The sequence below is a fragment of the Streptomyces sp. GDS52 genome, from assembly GCF_052246875.1.
Taxonomy (GTDB): Bacteria; Actinomycetota; Actinomycetes; order Streptomycetales; family Streptomycetaceae; genus Streptomyces; species Streptomyces cathayae.
Genome location: NZ_CM125966.1, coordinates 4,781,005 through 4,799,817, shown reverse-complemented (window position 1 = coordinate 4,799,817; position 18,813 = coordinate 4,781,005). Strand labels below are relative to the sequence as shown.

The following is an 18,813-nucleotide window of genomic DNA, read 5'->3' as shown; positions in this document are numbered from 1 at the left end:
CGCAGCAGTCTCTACGGGACCTTGAGACCACGAACAGCTTATGGAAGGTTCATGCCGCATGATCGATGAGTTCGCGAAGGACAACCTGCACGGGAGACTGCGACGGGACCGCGAGGCGCTGCTCTGGAAACTCGACGGCTTGTCCGAATACGACGCCCGCAGACCTTTGACGTCGACCGGAACCAACCTCCTCGGCCTGGTCAAACACGTGGCCACCGTCGAGGCCAGGTACTTCGGCGAGGTCTTCGACCGCCCTTCCCCGGAACCGCTGTCCCGGTGGCAGGACTCCGACGGCAGCGACCTGTGGGCGACCGAGGACGAGACCCGCGATCAGATCATCGGGTTCTACCGGCGCACGTGGGAACACTCGGACGCGACGATCAACGAGCTTCCCCTCGACGCCCCCGGCCACGTGCCGTGGTGGCCGGAGCCTCATGCCGACACGAACCTGTTCGCCGTCATGGTCCATGTACTCGGCGAGTCCATCCGGCATGCCGGGCACGCCGACATCCTGCGCGAGGGCCTCGACGGCCGGACCGGGCTGCGCGCCGAACACGAGAAGCAGATCGACGAGGAAGCCCGCGCCGCCCACCACGCGAAGATCGAGCAGGCCGCCAGGTCGGCCGCATCGATCAAGACTCAGTCGGACATATCAGGCAGCCTGGCATCAGCTCCCCCACCGGCGCTTGCGATTTCCGAGCGCCCGGCCACCTGATATGCCCTCGAAGCATGGGGAGCCGGTCATCTTCGACGAAGACAGTGATGCCGGCCACGCGTACCGCGCCACCGTTCAGGGCCTGCTGGGCGGACACCGAGGAAGAAGAGTTCGGTCGGTTCCTCGGCTCGACCGAGGAACCGCAGGGCGCTTCGGTCCTGGCTGAGGAATGCACGGGCGCCCTTCGAGGACGGTGGGTCGACCAAGGTGTCGTGCAGGACGAGTATCTCGACTTCGTTCGGGCGGGCCGTCCATCGGGCATGGATGGCATCCCGCCGAATGACGTAGGGGCTCAAGGCGCGAATCCGCAGGTCCCGTCGATGTCAGGGCTTTCCCCGCACGTGACAAGTGGCGGCGTGTCAGCCCACTGATCGGGCGGGCGCTTTTCCGCTACCGTCCGGGTCGGTCGCGGCCTCGTACGTGTGCGATGCAGGACAGGCGCCCGCGCCCCGGGCGTGACACACCTTCCCGAAGGCGTGAGCACTTTGGCCGCCACTGTCCCGATAATGCTCATTTGAGCGCTCGGATGACACTTGTCCGCTGACTGCTCACGCTTTTCCACACGACACCCGTCCCCGGCCCCGCGGAGTCAGCACCGGGCAGATACCCCTGCACCACCCGGCGGGACACCATCTCCCCGCCGACGCAGGGGTGCTCCGTAGGGCAGCGGCTACGCGTCAGGCAGTCGGGTAACCGGGCCCCCGGAGCGGCTGCGCCCGGTCGGCCGGGACCGTGGGGGTGGGCACGGTCCCGGCCGGCCGGGATGACGGTCCGTGCCGTCAGTGGTTGCGGGGGAAGCCCAGGTCGATGCCGGTGGGGGCGTCGGAGGGGTCGGGCCAGCGGGTGGTGACGACCTTGCCGCGGGTGTAGAAGTGCGTGCCGTCGTTGCCGTAGATGTGGTGGTCGCCGAAGAGGGAGTCCTTCCAGCCGCCGAAGGAGTGGTAGCCGACGGGGACCGGGATCGGCACGTTCACGCCGACCATGCCGGCCTCGACCTCCAGCTGGAAGCGGCGGGCGGCGCCGCCGTCCCGGGTGAAGATCGCGGTCCCGTTGCCGTACGGCGAGGAGTTGATGAGGTCCAGGGCCTCCTCGTACGTCTCGGTGCGCAGCACGCACAGCACCGGGCCGAAGATCTCGTCCTGGTAGGCCTTCGCGGACGTGGGCACCTTGTCCAGCAGGGAGATGCCGATCCAGTGGCCGCCCTCGTGGCCCTCGACGGTGTGGCCGGTGCCGTCCAGGACGACCTCGGCGCCCTCGCCCGCCGCGTCCGCCACGTAGGAGGCGACCTTGTCGCGGTGGGCCCTGGTGATCAGCGGGCCCATCTCGGAGGCCGGGTCGTTGCCGGGACCGATCCTGATCTTCTCGGCGCGCTCGCGGATCTTCTCCACCAGGGTGTCGCCGATCGCGCCGACGGCGACGACCGCGGAGATCGCCATACAGCGCTCCCCCGCCGAGCCGTAGGCGGCGGAGACGGCGGCGTCGGCCGCCGCGTCCAGGTCGGCGTCGGGCAGCACCAGCATGTGGTTCTTGGCGCCGCCCAGGGCCTGGACGCGCTTGCCGTTCGCCGAGGCGGTGGTGTGGATGTAACGGGCGATGGGGGTGGAGCCGACGAAGGAGACGGCCTTGACGTCGGGGTGGGCGAGGAGGCGGTCGACGGCGAGCTTGTCGCCGTGGACGACGTTGAAGACGCCGTCCGGCAGCCCGGCCTCCGAGAGCAGTTCGGCGAGGCGGACGGCGGCCGACGGGTCCTTCTCGGACGGCTTCAGCACGAAGGTGTTGCCGCAGGCGATGGCCAGCGGGAACATCCACAGCGGCACCATCGCGGGGAAGTTGAACGGGGTGATGCCCGCCACGACGCCCAGCGGCTGGCGGATCGAGGCGACGTCGACCCGGGTGGCGACCTCCGTGGACAGCTCTCCCTTGAGCTGCACGCTGATCCCGCAGGCCAGGTCGACGATCTCCAGTCCGCGCGCGACCTCGCCGAGCGCGTCGGAGTGCACCTTGCCGTGCTCGGCGGTGATCAGTTCGGCGATCTCGTCGCGGTGCGCGTCCAGCAGCGCCCGGAAGGCGAAGAGGACGGAGGTCCGCTTGGCCAGGGAGGACCGCCCCCAGGTCAGGTACGCCTCCTGGGCGGCGGCGACCGCGGCGTCCACCTCCTCCACGGAGGCGAACGCGACCTTCGTGGTGATCTCGCCGGTCGCCGGGTCGGTCACCGGCCCGTACGTGCCCGACGTGCCTTCGGCGGTCTTGCCGCCGATCCAGTGGTTGACGATCTTCGTCATGACCCAGTACTCCTTCACAGAGGGCGGCGTCGGTTCTTCACGTGCCATGGATTCATCAGGTTCATCCCATCAGCATCGGGCGCGTGGCGCGCCCGACACACTGTCGGGCGTTCCGGTCTCCCCGTGGACACTCGGGCCGGGGGAGATCGGGGTGGGTGGGGCGGGGGAAATCCGGGTGGGTGGGGACGGGTGAGCCCCGGTGGGTTCGGGGCCGGGGACCTCCGGCGCGGGGCCGTAGCGGGCGGGGAGTCATCGCACGCACTTCGCTCCTGCCAAAGCAAAGCGGCCTCCCGCGCCGGAGGCGATCGGTGCCGGGGCCGGCCGTCAGCGGTGCCCCGGGGTGCGGCCGGAACGCGCCCGGCCGAAGTGCACGTAGGTCATCGCACGGCCCCCGCGGTGACCGCCGCCTCGATCTCGTCCTCGGTGGGCATCGCGGAGGAGCACTCGAGCCGGGAGGCGACGATGGCTCCGGCGGCGTTGGCGTATCTCATGGTCCGCTCCAGGCTCCAGCCGGCGAGCAGGCCGTGGCAGAGGGAGCCGCCGAAGGCGTCGCCGGCGCCGAGGCCGTTGAGGACGTTCACCGGGAGCGGCGGGACCTCGGTGCTCTCGCCCGTGGCGCTGACCGCGAGGACGCCCTTCGGTCCCTGCTTGACCACGGCGAGTTCGACGCCGGCGGCCAGCAGTGCGCGGGCGGCGGCGTGGGGTTCGCGGACGCCGGTGGCGACCTCCACCTCGTCCAGGTTGCCCACGGCGACGGTGGTGTGGCGCAGGGCCTCCTGGTAGAAGGGGCGGGCCTGGTCGGGGTCGGGCCAGAACATCGGGCGCCAGTCCAGGTCGAAGACGGTGGTGCCGGCCTTGGCCCGGTGGGCGAGCGCGCCGAGGGTCGCGGTGCGGCTGGGCTCCTCGCTCAGTCCGGTGCCGGTGACCCAGAAGACGCGCGCGTCGCGGATGGCGTCCAGGTCGAGTTCGTGGGCGTCGATCTCCAGGTCGGGGGCCTTGGGCAGGCGGTAGAAGTACAGCGGGAAGTCGTCCGGCGGGAACACCTCGCAGAAGGTGACCGGGGTGGGCAGCCCGGGGACCGCGGTGACCCAGCGGTCGTCCACGCCGAAGCCGCGCAGCTCCTGGTGGAGGTAGGTGCCGAAGGGGTCGTCGCCGGTGCGGCTGATCACCGCCGTGTGCCGTCCGAGGCGGGCGGCGGCGACCGCGACGTTCGTCGCCGAGCCGCCGAGGAACTTGCCGAAGGAGGTGACCTGCGGAAGCGGGACACCGGTCTGGAGCGGGTAGAGGTCCACTCCGATGCGGCCCATGGTGATCAGGTCGTACGCCATCGCGATCGCGTTCCCTTCGTGCCGTGTCGCGGTGCCCGGTGCTCCCGGTCGTCCTGGTACGGCTCTCCCCCGGTTTCTAGTCGTGCGGCGAAGCCCTGTCAATGTTTTGTCCAGACATACGGACCAGATCTCGACGGGGCCTCCACGGACCCGTCCGGTTCGTCCGGAACACCCCGGACGGATCAACCCGCCCCGCCGACGGACCGGCGAGGGCCTTTGTGCCACTTGTGTCACAAACACCCCGCCCCTGTCACAGATGTCCCGCACAGGCGGTTCTTCCGTCACGTCCCGCACACAGCCGCCCACCCGTCCCGTAACGCGTCGTTCACCGGGCAGAACGCTGGGTGATCGCCAGCGCAGCACCCGGCTCCCCCTGACGGCCGCCCCCTGGCCGCCTCCGTGGTGCTCGCGGGGAGGAACGACGCATGACCGACCGACGTCTGTGGTCGTACAAGGACATCGCGGCGCACATCAAGGTGCAGCCGGACACCGTACGCTCCTACCGCAAGCACGGTCTGCTGCCCCCGCCCGACCACGTGGAGAGCGGCAAACCGTACTGGTACGCGGACACGGTGCGCCGCTGGGTGGCGGCCCGGCCCGGCAACCGGGGCCGCCGGGACTAGCCGATCCGTACGGCACCGCCCGCGTCCGGCCCCGGGCGGACGCGGGCGGTGCTCACCTCCAGGGCTCGATGACCGTCGCGCCCGCGCCCGGTGCCGTGCCCATCGCCGCCAGGGCCGACGGGACGGCGTCCAGGCCGATGGTGCGTGTCACCAGCAGGTCGGGGCGCAGGACGCCCGCCCGGACCAGCTCCAGCATCGGAGGGTAGGCGTGTGCGGCCATGCCGTGGCTGCCGAGGAGTTCCAGCTCCAGGGCGACGGCCCGGGCCATCGGCACCGGGGTCGTGCCCGTCGGTGAGGGCAGCAGGCCGACCTGGACGTGTCGGCCCCGGCGGCGCAGGCCGTTCACGGAGGCGGCGCAGGTGGCGGGTGAGCCCAGGGCGTCCAGGGAGAGGTGGGCGCCCCCGCCGGTGAGGTCGCGGACCGCGGCCGCGGTGTCCTGCGTCCCGGATCCGTCCACGCACTGGGCCGCGCCGAACCTCCGGGCCAGGTCCAGGGCCCGGGGGGACACGTCGACGGCGACGACCCGGGCGCCCGCGGCCGCCGCGATCATCACGGCGGACAGGCCCACCCCGCCGCAGCCGTGCACCGCGACGGACTCCCCCGCCGCCACCCGGCCCTGCTGCACCACCGCCCGGTAGGCCGTGGCGAAACGGCAGCCCAGGGAGGCGGCCGTCGCGAAGGACATGCCCTCGGGGACGTCGACCAGGTTCACGTCGGCGTGGTCCAGGGCCACGTACTGGGCGAACGAGCCCCAGTGGGTGAAGCCGGGCTGGGTCTGCCGCTCGCACACCTGCTGGTCCCCGGCCGCGCAGGCCGGGCAGCTGCCGCAGGCGCAGACGAAGGGGACGGTGACCCGGTCGCCGACCCTCCGGCCGGTGACCCGCGCGCCGACCGCCTCGACGACGCCGGCCAGTTCGTGGCCGGGCACGTGCGGCAGCGTGATGTCCGGGTCGTGGCCCTGCCAGCCGTGCCAGTCGCTGCGGCACAGGCCGGTGGCCTCGACCCGCACCACGACCCCGTGCTCCGCGGGTTCCGGGTCCGCGACCTCCCGCACCTCGGCCGGTTCCCCGTACCGCTCGAACACCACCGCGCGCATGACCGGCCCGCCTTCCGTCCGCGCCGGTGGTGCGGGGCCGGCGCGGAGTGCCGTACGCGCACCCCGGTGCCTCCCCGCCCCTTCCCGGCGATCACCGTTTGCGGCGGAACGCTATCCGCGGACCCCCGTCCTGTCGCGGTCGGCTCCTTGATCCGGGAGAGTCCCGACGATCCTGGATTCATACCCCCTAGGGGTATAGTCTGGAACGTGTGGCCCCCGCGGGCCCCCTCAACCCCGTACGTCTCGACGAGGGAGTAACCAATGACCGCCCAGACCGACACCCAGGGTTCCGTCACCACCGTCTACAAGGTGAGCGGCATGAGCTGCGGCCACTGCGAGGGCGCCGTCTCCGGCGAGCTCTCCGGGATCCCCGGGGTCTCCTCGGTGAAGGCCGTCGCCGCCACCGGCGTGGTCACCGTCGTCTCCGCGGCCCCGCTCGACGAGGAGGCCGTCCGCGCCGCCGTCGACGAGGCCGGTTTCGAACTGGCGGGCAAGGCCTGAGGACACGGTGCCCCGGCCGGCCTCCGCCGCACCGGCCGACCCGCCGCCGAAGGGCGTTTCATTGAGATCTCGACCTGATGAACCGTTCCTAGTCAGTGAGCAGGAGTGAGTCCTGGACCCATTCCTGCTCACTGCGGACCTCCCGAACGGTGTTGGGTGTCCTGGTCGCCCGCGTTCGCTCCGCATCCGGCGACACGGATCGTGTCCGTGGTCCGGGAACGCGGGGGCGGGGTCCCTCACGCCCCCGGGCACGGTGTCCGGCCTGGGCGGTCCGATGCCCCACACGATCACTCCGGTCGTGTGGGGGCGGTGCCGTCCGTCGCCGGACACGGTGCCCGAGGGCGCGCCTTCCGATCGCGACGCCGGCGGCGTCGTGACGGGTGGTCCTGCGGTTCTTCGAGGTGAGGGGCTTCTGCCAGTGCTCGGCTCCCCAGCGAGAGGTGTAGGCGGGGTCGACGACGACGACGGCGATGCCGAGTTCGGCCGCCATCGACACCAGCCGTGCCCGCAGCCTGGCGACGGGCAGGCCGCTGATGAGCCTGCGGAACCGCTTTTTGCGGCCGTGCTTCTCTCGCGTCTTCTCCGCGCCGAAGTCCAGGTCCTCGACCGCGATGGCGACGCCTTCGCGTCGAGCCCAGTGCAGCAGTCGGGTGAGGGCGTGCCGCACCTGGGCGTCCCGGTGCTGGGCGGTGCCGTCGAGGTCGTAGAAGAAGCGGCGGGGCTCACCCATCGGGTTGCCGTGCTCGTCCAGCCGCCAGGCGGCGAGGTGGTCGGCGTTGGTGTCCACGCCGATCAGACCACCCGAGCGGGCCTGCACCAGGGGAACGGTCTGGACCGGGGGGATCGTCCAGGAGGCCGTGAGGTACCAGCGGTCACGGTCCACGTCGTAGTGGATGCGGTAGGCCACCGCCCGGTTCGCGGACACGCGGTCGGCCCACTCCTGGCCCCGGTGCCGGAAGTCGATCCGGCCGGTGAGGACGTACCGGCCGTGCGGCGCGTTGGCCAGGTGCGCCAGCGGGGCCGGGAGCTTGATGCCGGCCCCGCCGTCGGGGCTGACGCGGATGGTCTCGTTCCCGCAGGGCTTGCCCGACTCCCCGTCTGCCTGCAGGAACCAGCGTTCGGCCTCCCAGCGCTGCCGCCACTGCCCGGCGGTGAGCCGGGCGGCTTCCAGATGGTGCCGGTTGCGGGCCAGCTGCTTCCCGCCCCGCACCACGTGCACGACACCGGCCGCACGATCGGACCGCTCGCGTTCCAGCCGGTCCTCCAGCACATGCAGGCGCCGGGTCTTGGCGAACCACTCCCGCCGGGTGCGGTAGCCGCCCGGCGCCCGCTTGGATCCCCTCTCACCCACGGGCAGGGACAGCCGGTGAGCAATCGTCTCGACGCCCGCTTCCAGCCCCTGGATGTGCGCGAGCTGAGCACGACGGGACAGCGCCCACTGATCGTGCGACGCCTTGGTGATCGAACCGGCCCAACGGGACGAGGAATCGGCGGTCAGGGCACGCTTGCGCTCGGCCCACGTGTCGGCGGAGTGCTCCAGGCTGTCAGCACACCTGCGCTTGAGATCAGCGGAGGCGAGCGAGCCCAGGTGCGCGCCGACCAGGCGCAACACCTTGTCGTCCCCGGGCGTGAGGCCCTTGAGACGGGTGCGGATGCTGACGCCGGTGGGTCCGTCGGCGACGAACGGCGCCTTGATGGCCCTGAGCGGCTTCTTCTTCGGCTCAGCCATGCCCGGCGGCCTCCAGCGCCTTGCGGGCACGGCTCTTCGCCGACCTGCGCCCGTACCGGCGGGCACAGAACCACGTCAGCGCCTCGGTCATGTCCCGCACCAGGTCGTCCTCGGCCCCGCCGTCGTCCAGGACGACCAGACGGCGGCCCGTCGCGGACAGGGCGGCCTCGACGAGTTCGGTGTTCATCCGGCCCAGCCGGTCCCGGTGCTCGACCACCACCGTGGCCACCTCGGGGTCGGCGAGCAGCCGCCCGGCCCCCGGCCGACGGCCAGTCAACCCCGAACCGACCTCCGGCTCGACCCGCACCACACGCTGACCGGCCTGCGCCGCCCACCGTGACAGGCGAGCCACCTGACGCTCCAGATCCGCCTTCTGCTCATGCGACGACACCCGGGCATACAGACCCAGCCCGCCCACCGCCGCGGGCACGGCAACAGCGTCGATGTTCACCAGGATCGTGCGCGGACCCACCCGCCGGGCAGGCACCGGCAACGTCCCCTCACGGAACCACCGGTACGCCGTCTGCGGGTGCACACCCTGCGCCCTGGCCCACTCCGTCAGATTCACAACCGGACAACGACACTCACCCGTGCAGGGTTACGCTCACTCACTCGGCTTTATGGAACAGCAGCCGAGAACCCCTGGAGTCCGGTACGACCTTTCACATAAGCTCTTCACAAGGCGTACGCACCGTCCTTACGCAAGGGTCCCATGGGCGATAACGGGACCCTTGTGCAGGTAACGGACATACGCAGGAGACGCAGATCACAGTGAAGTGAACGTAACCATCGAAGGGGTTCGAAGGTCTAAGTTGGCGATGTCGGGAAGCGTCTTGGGGGGCGCGACCTGGCATCTGGGGATGTCTTTGGGGGACTTTCCCAGACTGCGTTGCCGGGGCACGTACATCGGGGAGCTTTGAGCGGCCCTCCCGACCGTGCGCTGTCCCGGCAGACCGCATGAGGACCGTGGGCTCCGTTCTGCTCATTGTGCTCACACAGCGATTCAGGCGCTGTTCTTCACAGACGCCCGGCCGGATCCCGTGGGGGGAATCCGCACCGGGACATGGGAAGGCGCCCTGACGTCGGCCCGTGGGGGGACCGGCGTGGGGCGCCTTCTCGCTTTTCCGGGACCCGGGTTCCGGCCCGAGCGGCCGGGGAGCGGCCCGGCCCGCCGACGAAAACGCCGGACGGCACACCCCCGAGGGCATGCCGTCCGGCGTCCGTAGTACCGGTGACCGGTGTCGGTCAGCGCTGCTCGACCGGGACGAAGTCCCGTTCCACCACGCCCGTGTAGATCTGGCGCGGGCGGCCGATGCGGGAGCCCGGCTCCTTGATCATCTCGTGCCACTGGGCGATCCAGCCCGGAAGGCGGCCGAGGGCGAACAGGACCGTGAACATCTCGCTCGGGAAGCCCATGGCCCGGTAGATCAGACCGGTGTAGAAGTCGACGTTCGGGTAGAGGCTGCGCGAGACGAAGTAGTCGTCGGAGAGCGCGTGCTCCTCCAGCTTCAGCGCGATGTCCAGCAGCTCGTCGGACTTGCCGAGGGCGGACAGCACCTCGTGCGCGGCAGCCTTGATGATCTTGGCGCGGGGGTCGAAGTTCTTGTAGACCCGGTGGCCGAAGCCCATCAGGCGGACGCCGTCCTCCTTGTTCTTCACCTTGCGGATGAAGGAGTCGACGTCGCCGCCGTCGGCCTGGATGCCCTCGAGCATCTCCAGGACCGACTGGTTGGCGCCACCGTGCAGCGGGCCCCACAGGGCGGAGATTCCGGCGGAGATCGAGGCGAACATGTTCGCCTGCGAGGAACCGACCAGGCGCACCGTGGAGGTCGAGCAGTTCTGCTCGTGGTCCGCGTGCAGGATGAGCAGCTTGTCCAGGGCGGAGACCACGACCGGGTCGAGCTCGTACTCCTGGGCCGGGACCGAGAAGGTCATGCGCAGGAAGTTCTCGACGTAACTGAGGTCGTTGCGCGGGAAGACGAACGGGTGACCGATCGACTTCTTGTACGCGTAGGCCGCGATGGTCGGGAGCTTGGCCAGCAGCCGGGTGGTGGAGAGGTTGCGCTGGCGCTCGTCGAACGGGTTGTGGCTGTCCTGGTAGAACGTGGACAGCGCCGAGACGACCGAGGACAGCATGGCCATCGGGTGGGCGTCGCGCGGGAAGCCCTTGTAGAAGTTCTTGACATCCTCGTGCAGCAGGGTGTGCTGCGTGATGTTGTTCTTGAACACGCTGAGTTCGTCGACGGTCGGCAGCTCACCGTTGATCAGCAGGTAGGCGACCTCCAGGAAGGAGGAGCGCTCGGCCAGCTGCTCGATCGGATACCCGCGGTAACGGAGGATGCCTCCCTCGCCGTCCAGGTACGTGATCGCGGATTTGTATGCGGCGGTGTTGCCGTAACCGCTGTCCAGCGTCACCAGTCCGGTCTGGGCGCGGAGCTTCCCGATGTCGAAGCCCTTGTCGCCGACGCTGCTGTCGACCACCGGGTAGGTGTACTCGCCGTCGCCGTACCGCAGTACTACAGAGTTGTCGCTCACGTCTTCCCTCACCGACGTAGTGCCTCATCTTCGAGGTGCCCTGACTGTCTCTACCATCCCCCACTTGGCTCAGGAGAGTGCACTCGGGGTCGACCATCGGGCCCATCGGCGGCACTGAGTGCCGCCAACTTCATCATCCTGCCCGCTGCGTTGCGCTTCCGGAAGCCCCTGTGACCTTTGCGACTCATTTGATCGATCATTTTTCTTTCGGGACCGGGGCGAAGGACCGCAACAACGGCGGATCAGACGCCCGCGAGCCGGAAGTCGAGCGCCGTGCAGCGCCTGCCCGCCGACACCGTGCGGACCGCCTGCCCGATCGCCCTGCGGGAGCCGACCAGGACGACCAGCCGCTTGGCCCGGGTGACCGCCGTGTAGAGCAGGTTGCGCTGGAGCATCATCCAGGCCCCCGTGGTCACCGGGATGACGACGGCCGGGTACTCGCTGCCCTGGGAGCGGTGGATGGTCACCGCGTAGGCGTGCGCCAGTTCGTCCAGTTCGTCGAACTCGTACGGCACCTCCTCGTCCTCGTCCGTCAGCACCGTCAGCCGCTGGTCGACCGGGTCGAGCGAGGTGACCACGCCGACGGTTCCGTTGAAGACCCCGTTCTCACCCTTCTCGTAATTGTTGCGGATCTGGGTGACCTTGTCGCCGACGCGGAAGACCCGGCCGCCGAACCGCTTCTCGGGCAGGTCCGGCCGGCCCGGGGTGACGGCCTGCTGGAGCAGCCCGTTCAGCGTGCCGGCGCCGGCCGGGCCGCGGTGCATGGGGGCCAGCACCTGCACGTCCCGGCGCGGGTCGAGGCCGAACCTCGCCGGGATGCGGCGCGCCGCCACGTCCACGGTGAGCCGGCCGGCCTCCTCGGTGTCGTCCTCGACGAAGAGGAAGAAGTCCTTCATGCCGTCGGTGAGCGGGTGCCGCCCGGCGTTGATCCGGTGCGCGTTGGTCACCACGCCCGACTGCTGGGCCTGCCGGAACACGCGCGTGAGGCGGACGGCGGGCACCGGACCGCCGTCCGCCAGCAGGTCACGGAGCACCTCGCCCGCGCCGACGCTGGGGAGCTGGTCCACGTCGCCGACGAAGAGCAGGTGGGCGCCGGGGGCCACTGCCTTGACCAGCTTGTTGGCCAGCAACAGGTCGAGCATGGACGCCTCGTCGACCACCACCAGGTCGGCGTCCAGCGGCCGGTCCCGGTCATAGGCCGCGTCGCCGCCGGGCTTGAGCTCCAGCAGGCGGTGGACGGTGGAGGCCTCGGCGCCGGTCAGCTCGGCCAGGCGCTTGGCGGCGCGGCCGGTCGGCGCCGCGAGCACCACCTTGGCCTTCCTGGCGCGGGCCAGCTCCACGATGGAGCGGACGGTGAACGACTTGCCGCAGCCCGGTCCGCCGGTGAGGACCGCGACCTTCTCGGTGAGCGCCAGCTTCACGGCGGCCTCCTGCTCGGGGGCCAGGTCGGTTCCGGTACGCCCCTTGAGCCAGCCGAGGGCCTTCGCCCAGTCCACGTCCCTGAAGCCCGGCATCCGGTCCTCGCCGGTGCGCAGCAGCCGCAGCAGCTGGGCGGAGAGGGACAGCTCGGCGCGGTGGAAGGGGACGAGGTAGACCGCGGTGACCGGGTCGCCGCCCTGCGGGTCGGGCACCTTCTCCCGGACGACCCCGGGGTCCTCGCCCTCCTCCGGCTCCGCGGCCAGCTCGGCGAGGCACTCGATGACGAGCCCGGTGTCCACCTGGAGCAGCTTCACCGCGTCGGCGATCAGCTTCTCCTCGGGGAGGTAGCAGTGCCCCTGGTCGGTGGCCTGCGACAGGGCGTACTGCAGGCCCGCCTTGACCCGGTCCGGGCTGTCGTGCGGAATGCCGACGGACTGGGCGATCCTGTCGGCGGTGAGGAAGCCGATGCCCCACACGTCGGACGCCAGCCGGTAGGGCTGGTTCTTCACGACGGAGATCGAGGCGTCCCCGTACTTCTTGTAGATCCGCACGGCGATCGACGTCGACACCTCGACGGTCTGGAGGAAGAGCATGACCTCCTTGATCGCCTTCTGCTCCTCCCAGGCGTCGGCGATCTTCTTGGTCCGCTTGGGACCGAGACCGGGCACCTCGACGAGCCGCTTGGGCTCCTCCTCGATGACGGTCAGGGTGTCCAGCCCGAAGTGCTGGGTGATGCGGTCGGCGAACACCGGCCCGATGCCCTTGACCAGCCCCGAGCCGAGGTAGCGGCGGATGCCCTGGACGGTGGCCGGGAGCAGCGTCGTGTAGTTCTCCACGTGGAACTGCTTGCCGTACTGCGGGTGCGACCCCCACCGCCCCTCCATCCGCAGCGACTCGCCCACCTGGGCGCCGAGCAGCGCCCCGACGACGGTGAGCAGGTCGCCGGCGCCCCGGCCGGTGTCGACCCGGGCGACCGTGTAGCCGTTGTCCTCATTGGCGTACGTGATGCGCTCGAGGACACCTTCGAGAGTGGCGAGCCGCCGCTCACCGGGGGTCGCCGCGGACTGGTTGGACATGCTCCGACCGTACCGGTGGGGTGTGACAGAGTGCCGGGCCGTCCGGGCTTCAGCGCCGGGAAGCCGCTGTGAGCGCGTGGACGAAGGGGCGAGCACTTGCTCGGCCGGCGTCCGAGCCACCGTGCTCGCTCCCTTCCGGTCGGGCCGATCCGGATGTGGGGGCCCGTCCGAAGGTCCTAGGTCCGGTGTAGGGGTGCTTCTGGATCCCTGGACCGATGGTGGCGCACCATCGCGTGGCTAGAGTCAGATCACATGAAAATCGACGGCACGCTCGACGAGGCCTACGAACGGCTGCATCGGACCGGACCGGAATTCGAGGGCTGGCTGACCAATCACGGCCCCATGGCGGTGGAGTCCATGGTCCGGCGCGGACACGCGCGACAGGTCCACCGCTGGTTGGACCTCTACATGAGCCGGCTGGACGATCGGCCCCGCGGCGTCTCGCCCATCACCGCCGCCGAATGGCGCACGGCGCTCGGGGACCCCCGCCGTCTCGGTGACTGGCTTGCGTTCTTCGAACGCGAGGTGGCCGAACAGCCCTGGCGCGCGGTACTGGAGACGTGGTGGCCACGGCTTCTGCCCGGCATCGCGGCCGGCGCCACCCACGGGGTGATCCGTACCGGCCACGCCGTCCACGCCCTGCTGGACCACGAGGACGGACCGCGCCTGGCCGAGCTCGGCCAAGCCCTCGGCTACTGGGCGGCGCGCTGGCAGCGGGTGCCCTCCGCCACCCCTTCCGGAACCGCCGACCCGGCGTCCGCTCTCGCAGGCGTTCCGCGCGTTCCCGACCAGACCGCGGGCATCAACCACCGGCTCGACCAGCTCACCGACCTGACCGGCTGGCCGATCGCGCTGGCCGCGCTGAGACCCGCCGCGGACGCCGGGCAGGCCCGGGACCTGCTGGCCGATCTGACGACGGCTGCCGCCGTGCACTACCTCCCGAACGCGCACGGCTCGCCCGTCATGCTGGTTCACGCCGCCACCGCGCCCATGGCCGTCCTGCGTACCTTGCCCGCACTCCCCAGCACCCAGTGGGTCATGAGCCTGCACGCGGCCTGGGCGGCCGGCGCGGCCGTGGCCGCGGCCTACACCCCCACCGCACCCGCACCTCGGCACGCCCTCCCCACCGCCCACCGGTCAGCGGAAGAGACCTTCGCCCTTGCCGTCCGCCACCAGGACGAACACGTCATCAAGCTCGCCGACACCTGCCTTGACGTTCACCGGCGCACAGGCCACCCCGACGCCCTCACCGCAGTGATCCGCGCGACCGAGCTGATCGACGAGCACTGACGCCACGCCTTTCGGCTTCGGCCCCAGGCAGGTTTCTCCGACTCGCGCACGGCGAACTCCTCAGTCATCGTGCACTCCGGCACCCGGCCCACCCCGCTCACCGGGCGGTCGCTGCGGACCGGTGGGACGCGGTTCCACGGTACGGGTGGGGTCGGACCTCCCGGGCCCTGCCCGGGAGGCCGGGGTCGGTAGGCTCTCGCGGACGAACTCGAGCAGATGGCGGAGCCGTACGCGATGCGAGACCTCTACAACGTCCGGTTGCGGCCCACCGAGGCCGAGGCCGCCGTCGCACCGCTGACCGACGAGGAGGAGCAGCGCTTCCGGGCCGTGCTCTTCAGCGAGCTGGGCAACGAGATCGCCGACCACGGTTATGCGCGTTTCCCGGCGCACACGCCCGAGGACCGCCGTCGGCTGGTCGACGTCGCCCAGCGCCTCACCGCGTACTGGGGACAGCAGGTGTTCGTCGAGGCCGAGGACCTCACCCGCCTGAGACTCCACCTCGCCGGCCACGAAGCGCGTCCGCGGACACTGCCGACGCCCTCCTGAGCCCCGCGCCGACAACCGGTCCGGAAGCAGCGGCTCGATCCGCCCGCCGCGCGTCCCTCACGGTCGGACACAGACCGGCCCTCGGCCAAGACGGAGAACACCGTCCTCGCTAGGAAGCTCCCGCGTCGTGCTTCTCACGGCTGGTGAGGACCTGGTCCATGTGAGTCTGCGCCCACTGCCTGAGCCCGCGGGTCAGGTGGTGGAGCGAGAGGCCGAGGTCGGTCAGCTCGTAGGTGACGGTGACGGGGACCGTGGGTGTCACGGTGCGGGTGAGCAGGCCGTCGCGTTCGAGGGCCCGTAGGGTCTGGGTCAGCATCTTCTGGCTGGCGCCCGCCAGCAGCCGGGCGATTTCGGAGTAGCGCATCGCTTCCGGGGCGTGCGACGCGCCGGATCGTTCGGACGCGTCACCGCCCAGTGCGCACAGGATCAGGACGACCCACTTGTCCGAGATCCGGTCGAGGAGCTGACGGCTTGGGCACACCGCCAGGAACGCGTTGTACTCCGCCTTGGCCTGCGCCCTTTTCTCGGCCTTCGTCGTTGTCACCGATCTCACTGCCAACCTCTGGGGTGGTTACGCACTTCCGAGTGCCTACTTCCCGAGGGGAAGCAGGTCTCCAATGCTGGTGCAAGGGGGACGGAGACACCACCCCCGGCACAGAGCGAAAGGCACTGCGATGGAGACCGCCTTCACACCTCCTCTTCCCGGCGGAACCTGGAGGCTGGGTGACTCGACCGTCACCCGGTTCGGCTACGGCGCGATGCAGCTCGCCGGCCCGTGGGTCATGGGGCCGCCCGCCGACCACGACGGCGCCCTGGCCGTCCTGCGCGAGGCGGTCGGCCTCGGGATCACCCACATCGACACCAGTGACGCCTACGGACCGCGCATCACGAACGAGCTGATCCGCGAAGCGCTGTACCCCTACCCGGAGTCGCTGTTCATCGCCACCAAGGTGGGCGCGACCCGCGACGCGCAGGGCGGCTGGCCCACGGCCCGGCGCCCCGAAGACCTGCGCAGGCAGGTCCACGAGAACCTCGGCTCCCTCGGTGTCGAGGCCCTCGACCTGGTCAACATGCGCATGGGCGACGCTCAGGGCCCCCGGCCGGACTCGATCTCCGAGGCGTTCGAAACACTGGTCGCCCTCCAGCAGGAGGGTCTGGTCCGACACCTCGGCGTCAGCAACGTCACCGCGGAACAGGTCGCCGAGGCGCGCGGCATCGCCCCGATCGTGTGTGTGCAGAACATGTACAACCTCGCCCACCGCCACGACGACGACCTCGTCGACCACCTCGCCGCCGACGGCATCGCCTACGTGCCGTTCTTCCCACTGGGCGGCTTCACGCCGCTCCAGTCCGAGGCCCTCCTGCGGGTCGCGAGCCGGCTGGAGGCGACGCCGATGTCGGTCGCGCTGGCCTGGCTGATGCGACGCTCGCCGAACATCCTGCTCATCCCCGGCACCTCGTCCACCGCCCACCTGCGCGAGAACATCGCGGGCGCCGGGCTCTGCCTCTCCGACGAGGACGTGGCCGAACTGGACGGCGTCGGCCGTGCATGACCGGCCGGTGCGCCGGCCGGGGCCCTCTTCTCCGGGCTCCGGCCGCGTGCCGGTGGCGCCGTGAGTCGCCGTACTCCTCCGGCGAGTGGACCCGTTGCGTCCCGGTGCGGAACTCGAAGGCGATCGCGTCGATCACCTCTCGGTGGTCACGCCGCCGACCACCCCGTCTCGGCGTCCGGCCCGGGAGCAACGGCTCGATCCGCGTCCCCTGCACGAGGCTCATGCCGAAAACATGGGCGAGCCTCACCGAGCCGGCCCGCGCTCTGCCCTACGCCGTCGCGGTCATGGGCGATACCCGGCCGGGCACACCACTCGGCGCCGCGGAGTGGAAGGGGGTGGCCGTGCCCACCCGGGTGCCGACCGGCGGCAAGAGCCCGGCCTCGGCCACGGCGCCCTCGTCATGGCCCTCACGGAAAATCGCCCCCCGGCCGGATGCATGGCCGGCACGGGTGGCGCGGGTGGCGTGGATCAGGTCCCGCTCCCTCACAGGGGTGGGCCGGGTTCGTGGAGGACAGGAGGTCCGTCTCGGACAGGCGCTGCCACGCCCGTGCGCACATGAGCCTGTGCGCACGGGCGCCGCTTGCGCCCGTTCCGTCCGCGGACACGGTCGAGAAACCGCTCGGCTTCATCCACACAGCCCTTGTCGGGTTCCAGGATCGCCTGAGCTCCAGATGGTGTCCCCTCGGTCGGTGCAGGGATTCTCCGTGGCCCCGGCTCCGAGGGGCCGGAGACGGGTGCCGTGCCGGAAACCGTGAGCAGTCGGCGGGAATGTGTCACTCAAGCGCTCAAACGAGCGGCATCGGGACAGGAGTGGCCGAAGTGCTCACGACTTCGGGAGGGTGTGTCCTCCCCGGGGCGCGGACGGGCATCCCGGCCTCGCACACATCGAGACCGCACCCCGCAGACGGACGAGGAAAACCGCCCGCACGAACAGCCGACCGTCCCACCGAGCAGCACCACCGATAAGGAAAGCCTCATGCTCGCGGTTCATGAAGGGGCGCTTCGGTGGCGTTCGTCATGGAGGTGGCGTTCGGTGCGTCGGCCGGCTCCCACACCCGGACCTCGACTCCGGAGATGGTGCCCAGCGCCTGGCGAATCATGGGCTCGACCTCACGCCAGGACAGGCCGCCGTTGCCGCATCCGAACTGAAGTCAAAACGTCCTCTGCTTCTGTCTCTCACCGCGTACTGGGGGCAGCAGGTGTTCGTCGAGGCCGAGGACCTCACCCGCCTGAGGCTCCACCTCGCCGGCTACGAAGCGCGTCCGCAGGCGCTGCCGACGCCCTCCTGAGCCCCGCATCGGCACAACGGCCCCGCGTACACGTCCCAGCGCCTTCGCCGACTCCTTCAGGGCGTCGAGGAAGGAGGCGAAGACAGTGGTGGGGAAGGTGAGGGTGGCTCGGGTGGAGGTCTTTTCGGAAGCCTCCAGAAGATATGCGAGTTGAGTTCTCATGGCGGCGCGGTCGCCGACCCTGGTACGGAGGGCCGACTCGTGGAACACGGCCTCGTGGGGGAAAGTGGCTCTGCTGTGACGCGTCAGCCTGTGCCGGACGCGCGGCTCAAGCTCCTCTCGCGTGAGTTCGGGGCAAGGCCTCGCACTGGTGCGAGCTGGGGGCCTTCTCCGGAACCGCCCAGGGCGTTTCTTCCGGATCACCCTGCCGGCCAGGTGAGGACTACGGCGTGGTGGGCTGCGGCGGCCTTGTCGTAGGTGGTGGATAGCTTGTGGGAATGAGTGACGCGATGTGGGATGCCCTGGTAGCGACACCCCTCCCGGAAGTACGGCGCCGCGCGGCCGTCGTGGACGACCTCGCCGGGGTCGAACCGGTGACGGTGACCGGTGCACGCCGTCTGGCCTGGAACGACGGCGGCGGCCAGTCAGCGGTCTGGTACTTCGCGGAGGACGGCCGCGTGCTGCTGCTGACGTTCGACCACGAGTCGGAGCTGAACCTGTACGCCGAGGGCGATTTCGCCCTCAGGAGTCCCTCTGCGAGGGCGTCCCCGATTCGCTCGTCGCCCTGGTCCGCGACCGTCCCGAGAACTACGAGTCGCTGAACCTCACGAACTCCGCGACGGGCCGGACGATTCACCTGTTTCCTGTGAGGGGCCCCGGCGTTGACGCCAG

Annotated in this window: 17 protein-coding genes and 2 pseudogenes; 8 read left to right on the top strand and 11 right to left on the bottom strand. The window is 70.5% G+C overall.

Translation table 11 applies throughout. From position 1 onward, the window contains the following. Window positions 1-58: 58 nt before the first annotated feature. Entirely contained in the window at window positions 59-715 is a 657-nt protein-coding gene (locus ACTWJ9_RS21910) for a DinB family protein (protein WP_443294659.1), read from the top strand. Window positions 716-1,494: 779 nt separating this feature from the next. Here the strand turns inward: ACTWJ9_RS21910 and mmsA are convergent. The 3 genes and pseudogenes from mmsA to iolC all read right to left on the bottom strand — a co-directional run bounded on the left by mmsA (window position 1,495) and on the right by iolC (window position 4,325). Next, window positions 1,495-2,997, bottom strand: a complete 1,503-nt coding sequence (gene mmsA, locus ACTWJ9_RS21905; RefSeq protein WP_279335943.1) for a CoA-acylating methylmalonate-semialdehyde dehydrogenase — start codon at window positions 2,995-2,997, stop codon at window positions 1,495-1,497. A 252-nt stretch (window positions 2,998-3,249) separates the two neighbouring features. Then, a pseudogene (locus tag ACTWJ9_RS21900) lies at window positions 3,250-3,321 on the bottom strand (5-deoxy-glucuronate isomerase); the annotation flags it as partial. A 53-nt stretch (window positions 3,322-3,374) separates the two neighbouring features. Beyond that, a complete protein-coding gene (gene iolC, locus ACTWJ9_RS21895; protein WP_443294658.1) occupies window positions 3,375-4,325 on the bottom strand; it encodes a 5-dehydro-2-deoxygluconokinase in 951 nt (316 codons plus the stop codon). Window positions 4,326-4,750: 425 nt separating this feature from the next. On the opposite strand from iolC, the gene ACTWJ9_RS21890 reads away from it, so the two are divergent. Continuing rightward, window positions 4,751-4,948, top strand: a complete 198-nt coding sequence (locus tag ACTWJ9_RS21890; RefSeq protein ID WP_279335941.1) for a helix-turn-helix transcriptional regulator — start codon at window positions 4,751-4,753, stop codon at window positions 4,946-4,948. A gap of 52 nt (window positions 4,949-5,000) precedes the next feature. Here ACTWJ9_RS21890 and ACTWJ9_RS21885 read toward each other — a convergent pair whose 3' ends face one another. Continuing rightward, window positions 5,001-6,044 (bottom strand): zinc-dependent alcohol dehydrogenase family protein, encoded by a 1,044-nt coding sequence (locus ACTWJ9_RS21885; RefSeq protein ID WP_279335940.1) that lies wholly within the window; start codon window positions 6,042-6,044, stop codon window positions 5,001-5,003. 261 nt (window positions 6,045-6,305) lie between these two features. Here ACTWJ9_RS21885 and ACTWJ9_RS21880 point away from each other — a divergent pair, with 261 nt between their 5' ends. Further along, window positions 6,306-6,545 carry a heavy-metal-associated domain-containing protein gene (locus ACTWJ9_RS21880; RefSeq protein WP_279335939.1) on the top strand — a complete coding sequence of 80 codons (240 nt, stop codon included), beginning with the start codon at window positions 6,306-6,308 and terminating at the stop codon, window positions 6,543-6,545. Window positions 6,546-6,633: 88 nt separating this feature from the next. On the opposite strand, the gene ACTWJ9_RS21875 is transcribed toward ACTWJ9_RS21880, so the two are convergent. From ACTWJ9_RS21875 to recD2, 4 genes are all read right to left on the bottom strand, one after another. Then, a complete protein-coding gene (locus ACTWJ9_RS21875) occupies window positions 6,634-8,274 on the bottom strand; it encodes an IS200/IS605 family accessory protein TnpB-related protein (RefSeq protein ID WP_443294657.1) in 1,641 nt (546 codons plus the stop codon). After that, window positions 8,267-8,842: an IS607 family transposase gene (locus ACTWJ9_RS21870; RefSeq protein ID WP_279335937.1), complete on the bottom strand. Its 576-nt coding sequence runs from the start codon at window positions 8,840-8,842 to the stop codon at window positions 8,267-8,269. Before ACTWJ9_RS21870 ends, ACTWJ9_RS21875 begins: the two co-directional genes overlap by 8 nt. Window positions 8,843-9,519: 677 nt before the next feature. Further along, window positions 9,520-10,809, bottom strand: coding sequence for a citrate synthase (locus tag ACTWJ9_RS21865; protein ID WP_279335936.1), 1,290 nt, complete (start codon window positions 10,807-10,809; stop codon window positions 9,520-9,522). A gap of 242 nt (window positions 10,810-11,051) precedes the next feature. Then, a complete protein-coding gene (gene recD2 / locus ACTWJ9_RS21860; protein WP_279335935.1) occupies window positions 11,052-13,304 on the bottom strand; it encodes an SF1B family DNA helicase RecD2 in 2,253 nt (750 codons plus the stop codon). Window positions 13,305-13,556: 252 nt separating this feature from the next. Between recD2 and ACTWJ9_RS21855 the strand changes: the two genes are divergently transcribed. Further along, entirely contained in the window at window positions 13,557-14,594 is a 1,038-nt protein-coding gene (locus ACTWJ9_RS21855; RefSeq protein WP_279335934.1) for a questin oxidase family protein, read from the top strand. A 216-nt stretch (window positions 14,595-14,810) separates the two neighbouring features. Next, window positions 14,811-15,140 (top strand): hypothetical protein, encoded by a 330-nt coding sequence (locus ACTWJ9_RS21850; RefSeq protein ID WP_279335933.1) that lies wholly within the window; start codon window positions 14,811-14,813, stop codon window positions 15,138-15,140. 109 nt (window positions 15,141-15,249) lie between these two features. Here ACTWJ9_RS21850 and ACTWJ9_RS21845 read toward each other — a convergent pair whose 3' ends face one another. Then, the gene (locus tag ACTWJ9_RS21845; RefSeq protein ID WP_279335932.1) at window positions 15,250-15,684 is read right to left on the bottom strand and encodes a winged helix-turn-helix transcriptional regulator; all 435 of its coding nucleotides are present in this window, start codon (window positions 15,682-15,684) and stop codon (window positions 15,250-15,252) included. Between the two features lie 130 nt (window positions 15,685-15,814). Here ACTWJ9_RS21845 and ACTWJ9_RS21840 point away from each other — a divergent pair, with 130 nt between their 5' ends. After that, a complete protein-coding gene (locus ACTWJ9_RS21840; RefSeq protein ID WP_443294656.1) occupies window positions 15,815-16,693 on the top strand; it encodes an aldo/keto reductase family oxidoreductase in 879 nt (292 codons plus the stop codon). Here ACTWJ9_RS21840 and ACTWJ9_RS21835 read toward each other — a convergent pair. Further along, entirely contained in the window at window positions 16,584-16,916 is a 333-nt protein-coding gene (locus tag ACTWJ9_RS21835) for a transposase (protein ID WP_443294655.1), read from the bottom strand. The genes ACTWJ9_RS21840 and ACTWJ9_RS21835 overlap by 110 nt on opposite strands. Before the next feature lie 766 nt (window positions 16,917-17,682). On the opposite strand from ACTWJ9_RS21835, the gene ACTWJ9_RS21830 reads away from it, so the two are divergent. Then, window positions 17,683-17,982, top strand: coding sequence for a hypothetical protein (locus ACTWJ9_RS21830; protein ID WP_443295940.1), 300 nt, complete (start codon window positions 17,683-17,685; stop codon window positions 17,980-17,982). 126 nt (window positions 17,983-18,108) lie between these two features. Here ACTWJ9_RS21830 and ACTWJ9_RS21825 read toward each other — a convergent pair. Further along, window positions 18,109-18,345 (bottom strand): annotated as a pseudogene (locus ACTWJ9_RS21825) (Scr1 family TA system antitoxin-like transcriptional regulator); the annotation flags it as partial. A 74-nt stretch (window positions 18,346-18,419) separates the two neighbouring features. Here ACTWJ9_RS21825 and ACTWJ9_RS21820 point away from each other — a divergent pair. Continuing rightward, window positions 18,420-18,743: a hypothetical protein gene (locus ACTWJ9_RS21820; RefSeq protein ID WP_443294654.1), complete on the top strand. Its 324-nt coding sequence runs from the start codon at window positions 18,420-18,422 to the stop codon at window positions 18,741-18,743. The last annotated feature ends 70 nt before the right edge of the window (window positions 18,744-18,813 follow it).

What these genes read in the sequence shown, in the direction of transcription:
- ACTWJ9_RS21910 (WP_443294659.1), top strand. Translation starts at nt 59, where the DNA reads ATGATCGATGAGTTCGCGAAGGACAACCTGCACGGGAGACTGCGACGG.
- ACTWJ9_RS21885 (WP_279335940.1), bottom strand. Translation starts at nt 6,044, where the DNA reads ATGCGCGCGGTGGTGTTCGAGCGGTACGGGGAACCGGCCGAGGTGCGG.
- ACTWJ9_RS21820 (WP_443294654.1), top strand. Translation starts at nt 18,420, where the DNA reads ATGAGTGACGCGATGTGGGATGCCCTGGTAGCGACACCCCTCCCGGAA.
- ACTWJ9_RS21890 (WP_279335941.1), top strand. Translation starts at nt 4,751, where the DNA reads ATGACCGACCGACGTCTGTGGTCGTACAAGGACATCGCGGCGCACATC.
- ACTWJ9_RS21850 (WP_279335933.1), top strand. Translation starts at nt 14,811, where the DNA reads ATGGCGGAGCCGTACGCGATGCGAGACCTCTACAACGTCCGGTTGCGG.
- recD2 (WP_279335935.1), bottom strand. Translation starts at nt 13,304, where the DNA reads ATGTCCAACCAGTCCGCGGCGACCCCCGGTGAGCGGCGGCTCGCCACT.
- ACTWJ9_RS21880 (WP_279335939.1), top strand. Translation starts at nt 6,306, where the DNA reads ATGACCGCCCAGACCGACACCCAGGGTTCCGTCACCACCGTCTACAAG.
- iolC (WP_443294658.1), bottom strand. Translation starts at nt 4,325, where the DNA reads ATGGCGTACGACCTGATCACCATGGGCCGCATCGGAGTGGACCTCTAC.
- mmsA (WP_279335943.1), bottom strand. Translation starts at nt 2,997, where the DNA reads ATGACGAAGATCGTCAACCACTGGATCGGCGGCAAGACCGCCGAAGGC.
- ACTWJ9_RS21840 (WP_443294656.1), top strand. Translation starts at nt 15,815, where the DNA reads ATGGAGACCGCCTTCACACCTCCTCTTCCCGGCGGAACCTGGAGGCTG.
- ACTWJ9_RS21835 (WP_443294655.1), bottom strand. Translation starts at nt 16,916, where the DNA reads ATGAGCCTCGTGCAGGGGACGCGGATCGAGCCGTTGCTCCCGGGCCGG.
- ACTWJ9_RS21855 (WP_279335934.1), top strand. Translation starts at nt 13,557, where the DNA reads ATGAAAATCGACGGCACGCTCGACGAGGCCTACGAACGGCTGCATCGG.
- ACTWJ9_RS21875 (WP_443294657.1), bottom strand. Translation starts at nt 8,274, where the DNA reads ATGGCTGAGCCGAAGAAGAAGCCGCTCAGGGCCATCAAGGCGCCGTTC.
- ACTWJ9_RS21830 (WP_443295940.1), top strand. Translation starts at nt 17,683, where the DNA reads ATGAAGGGGCGCTTCGGTGGCGTTCGTCATGGAGGTGGCGTTCGGTGC.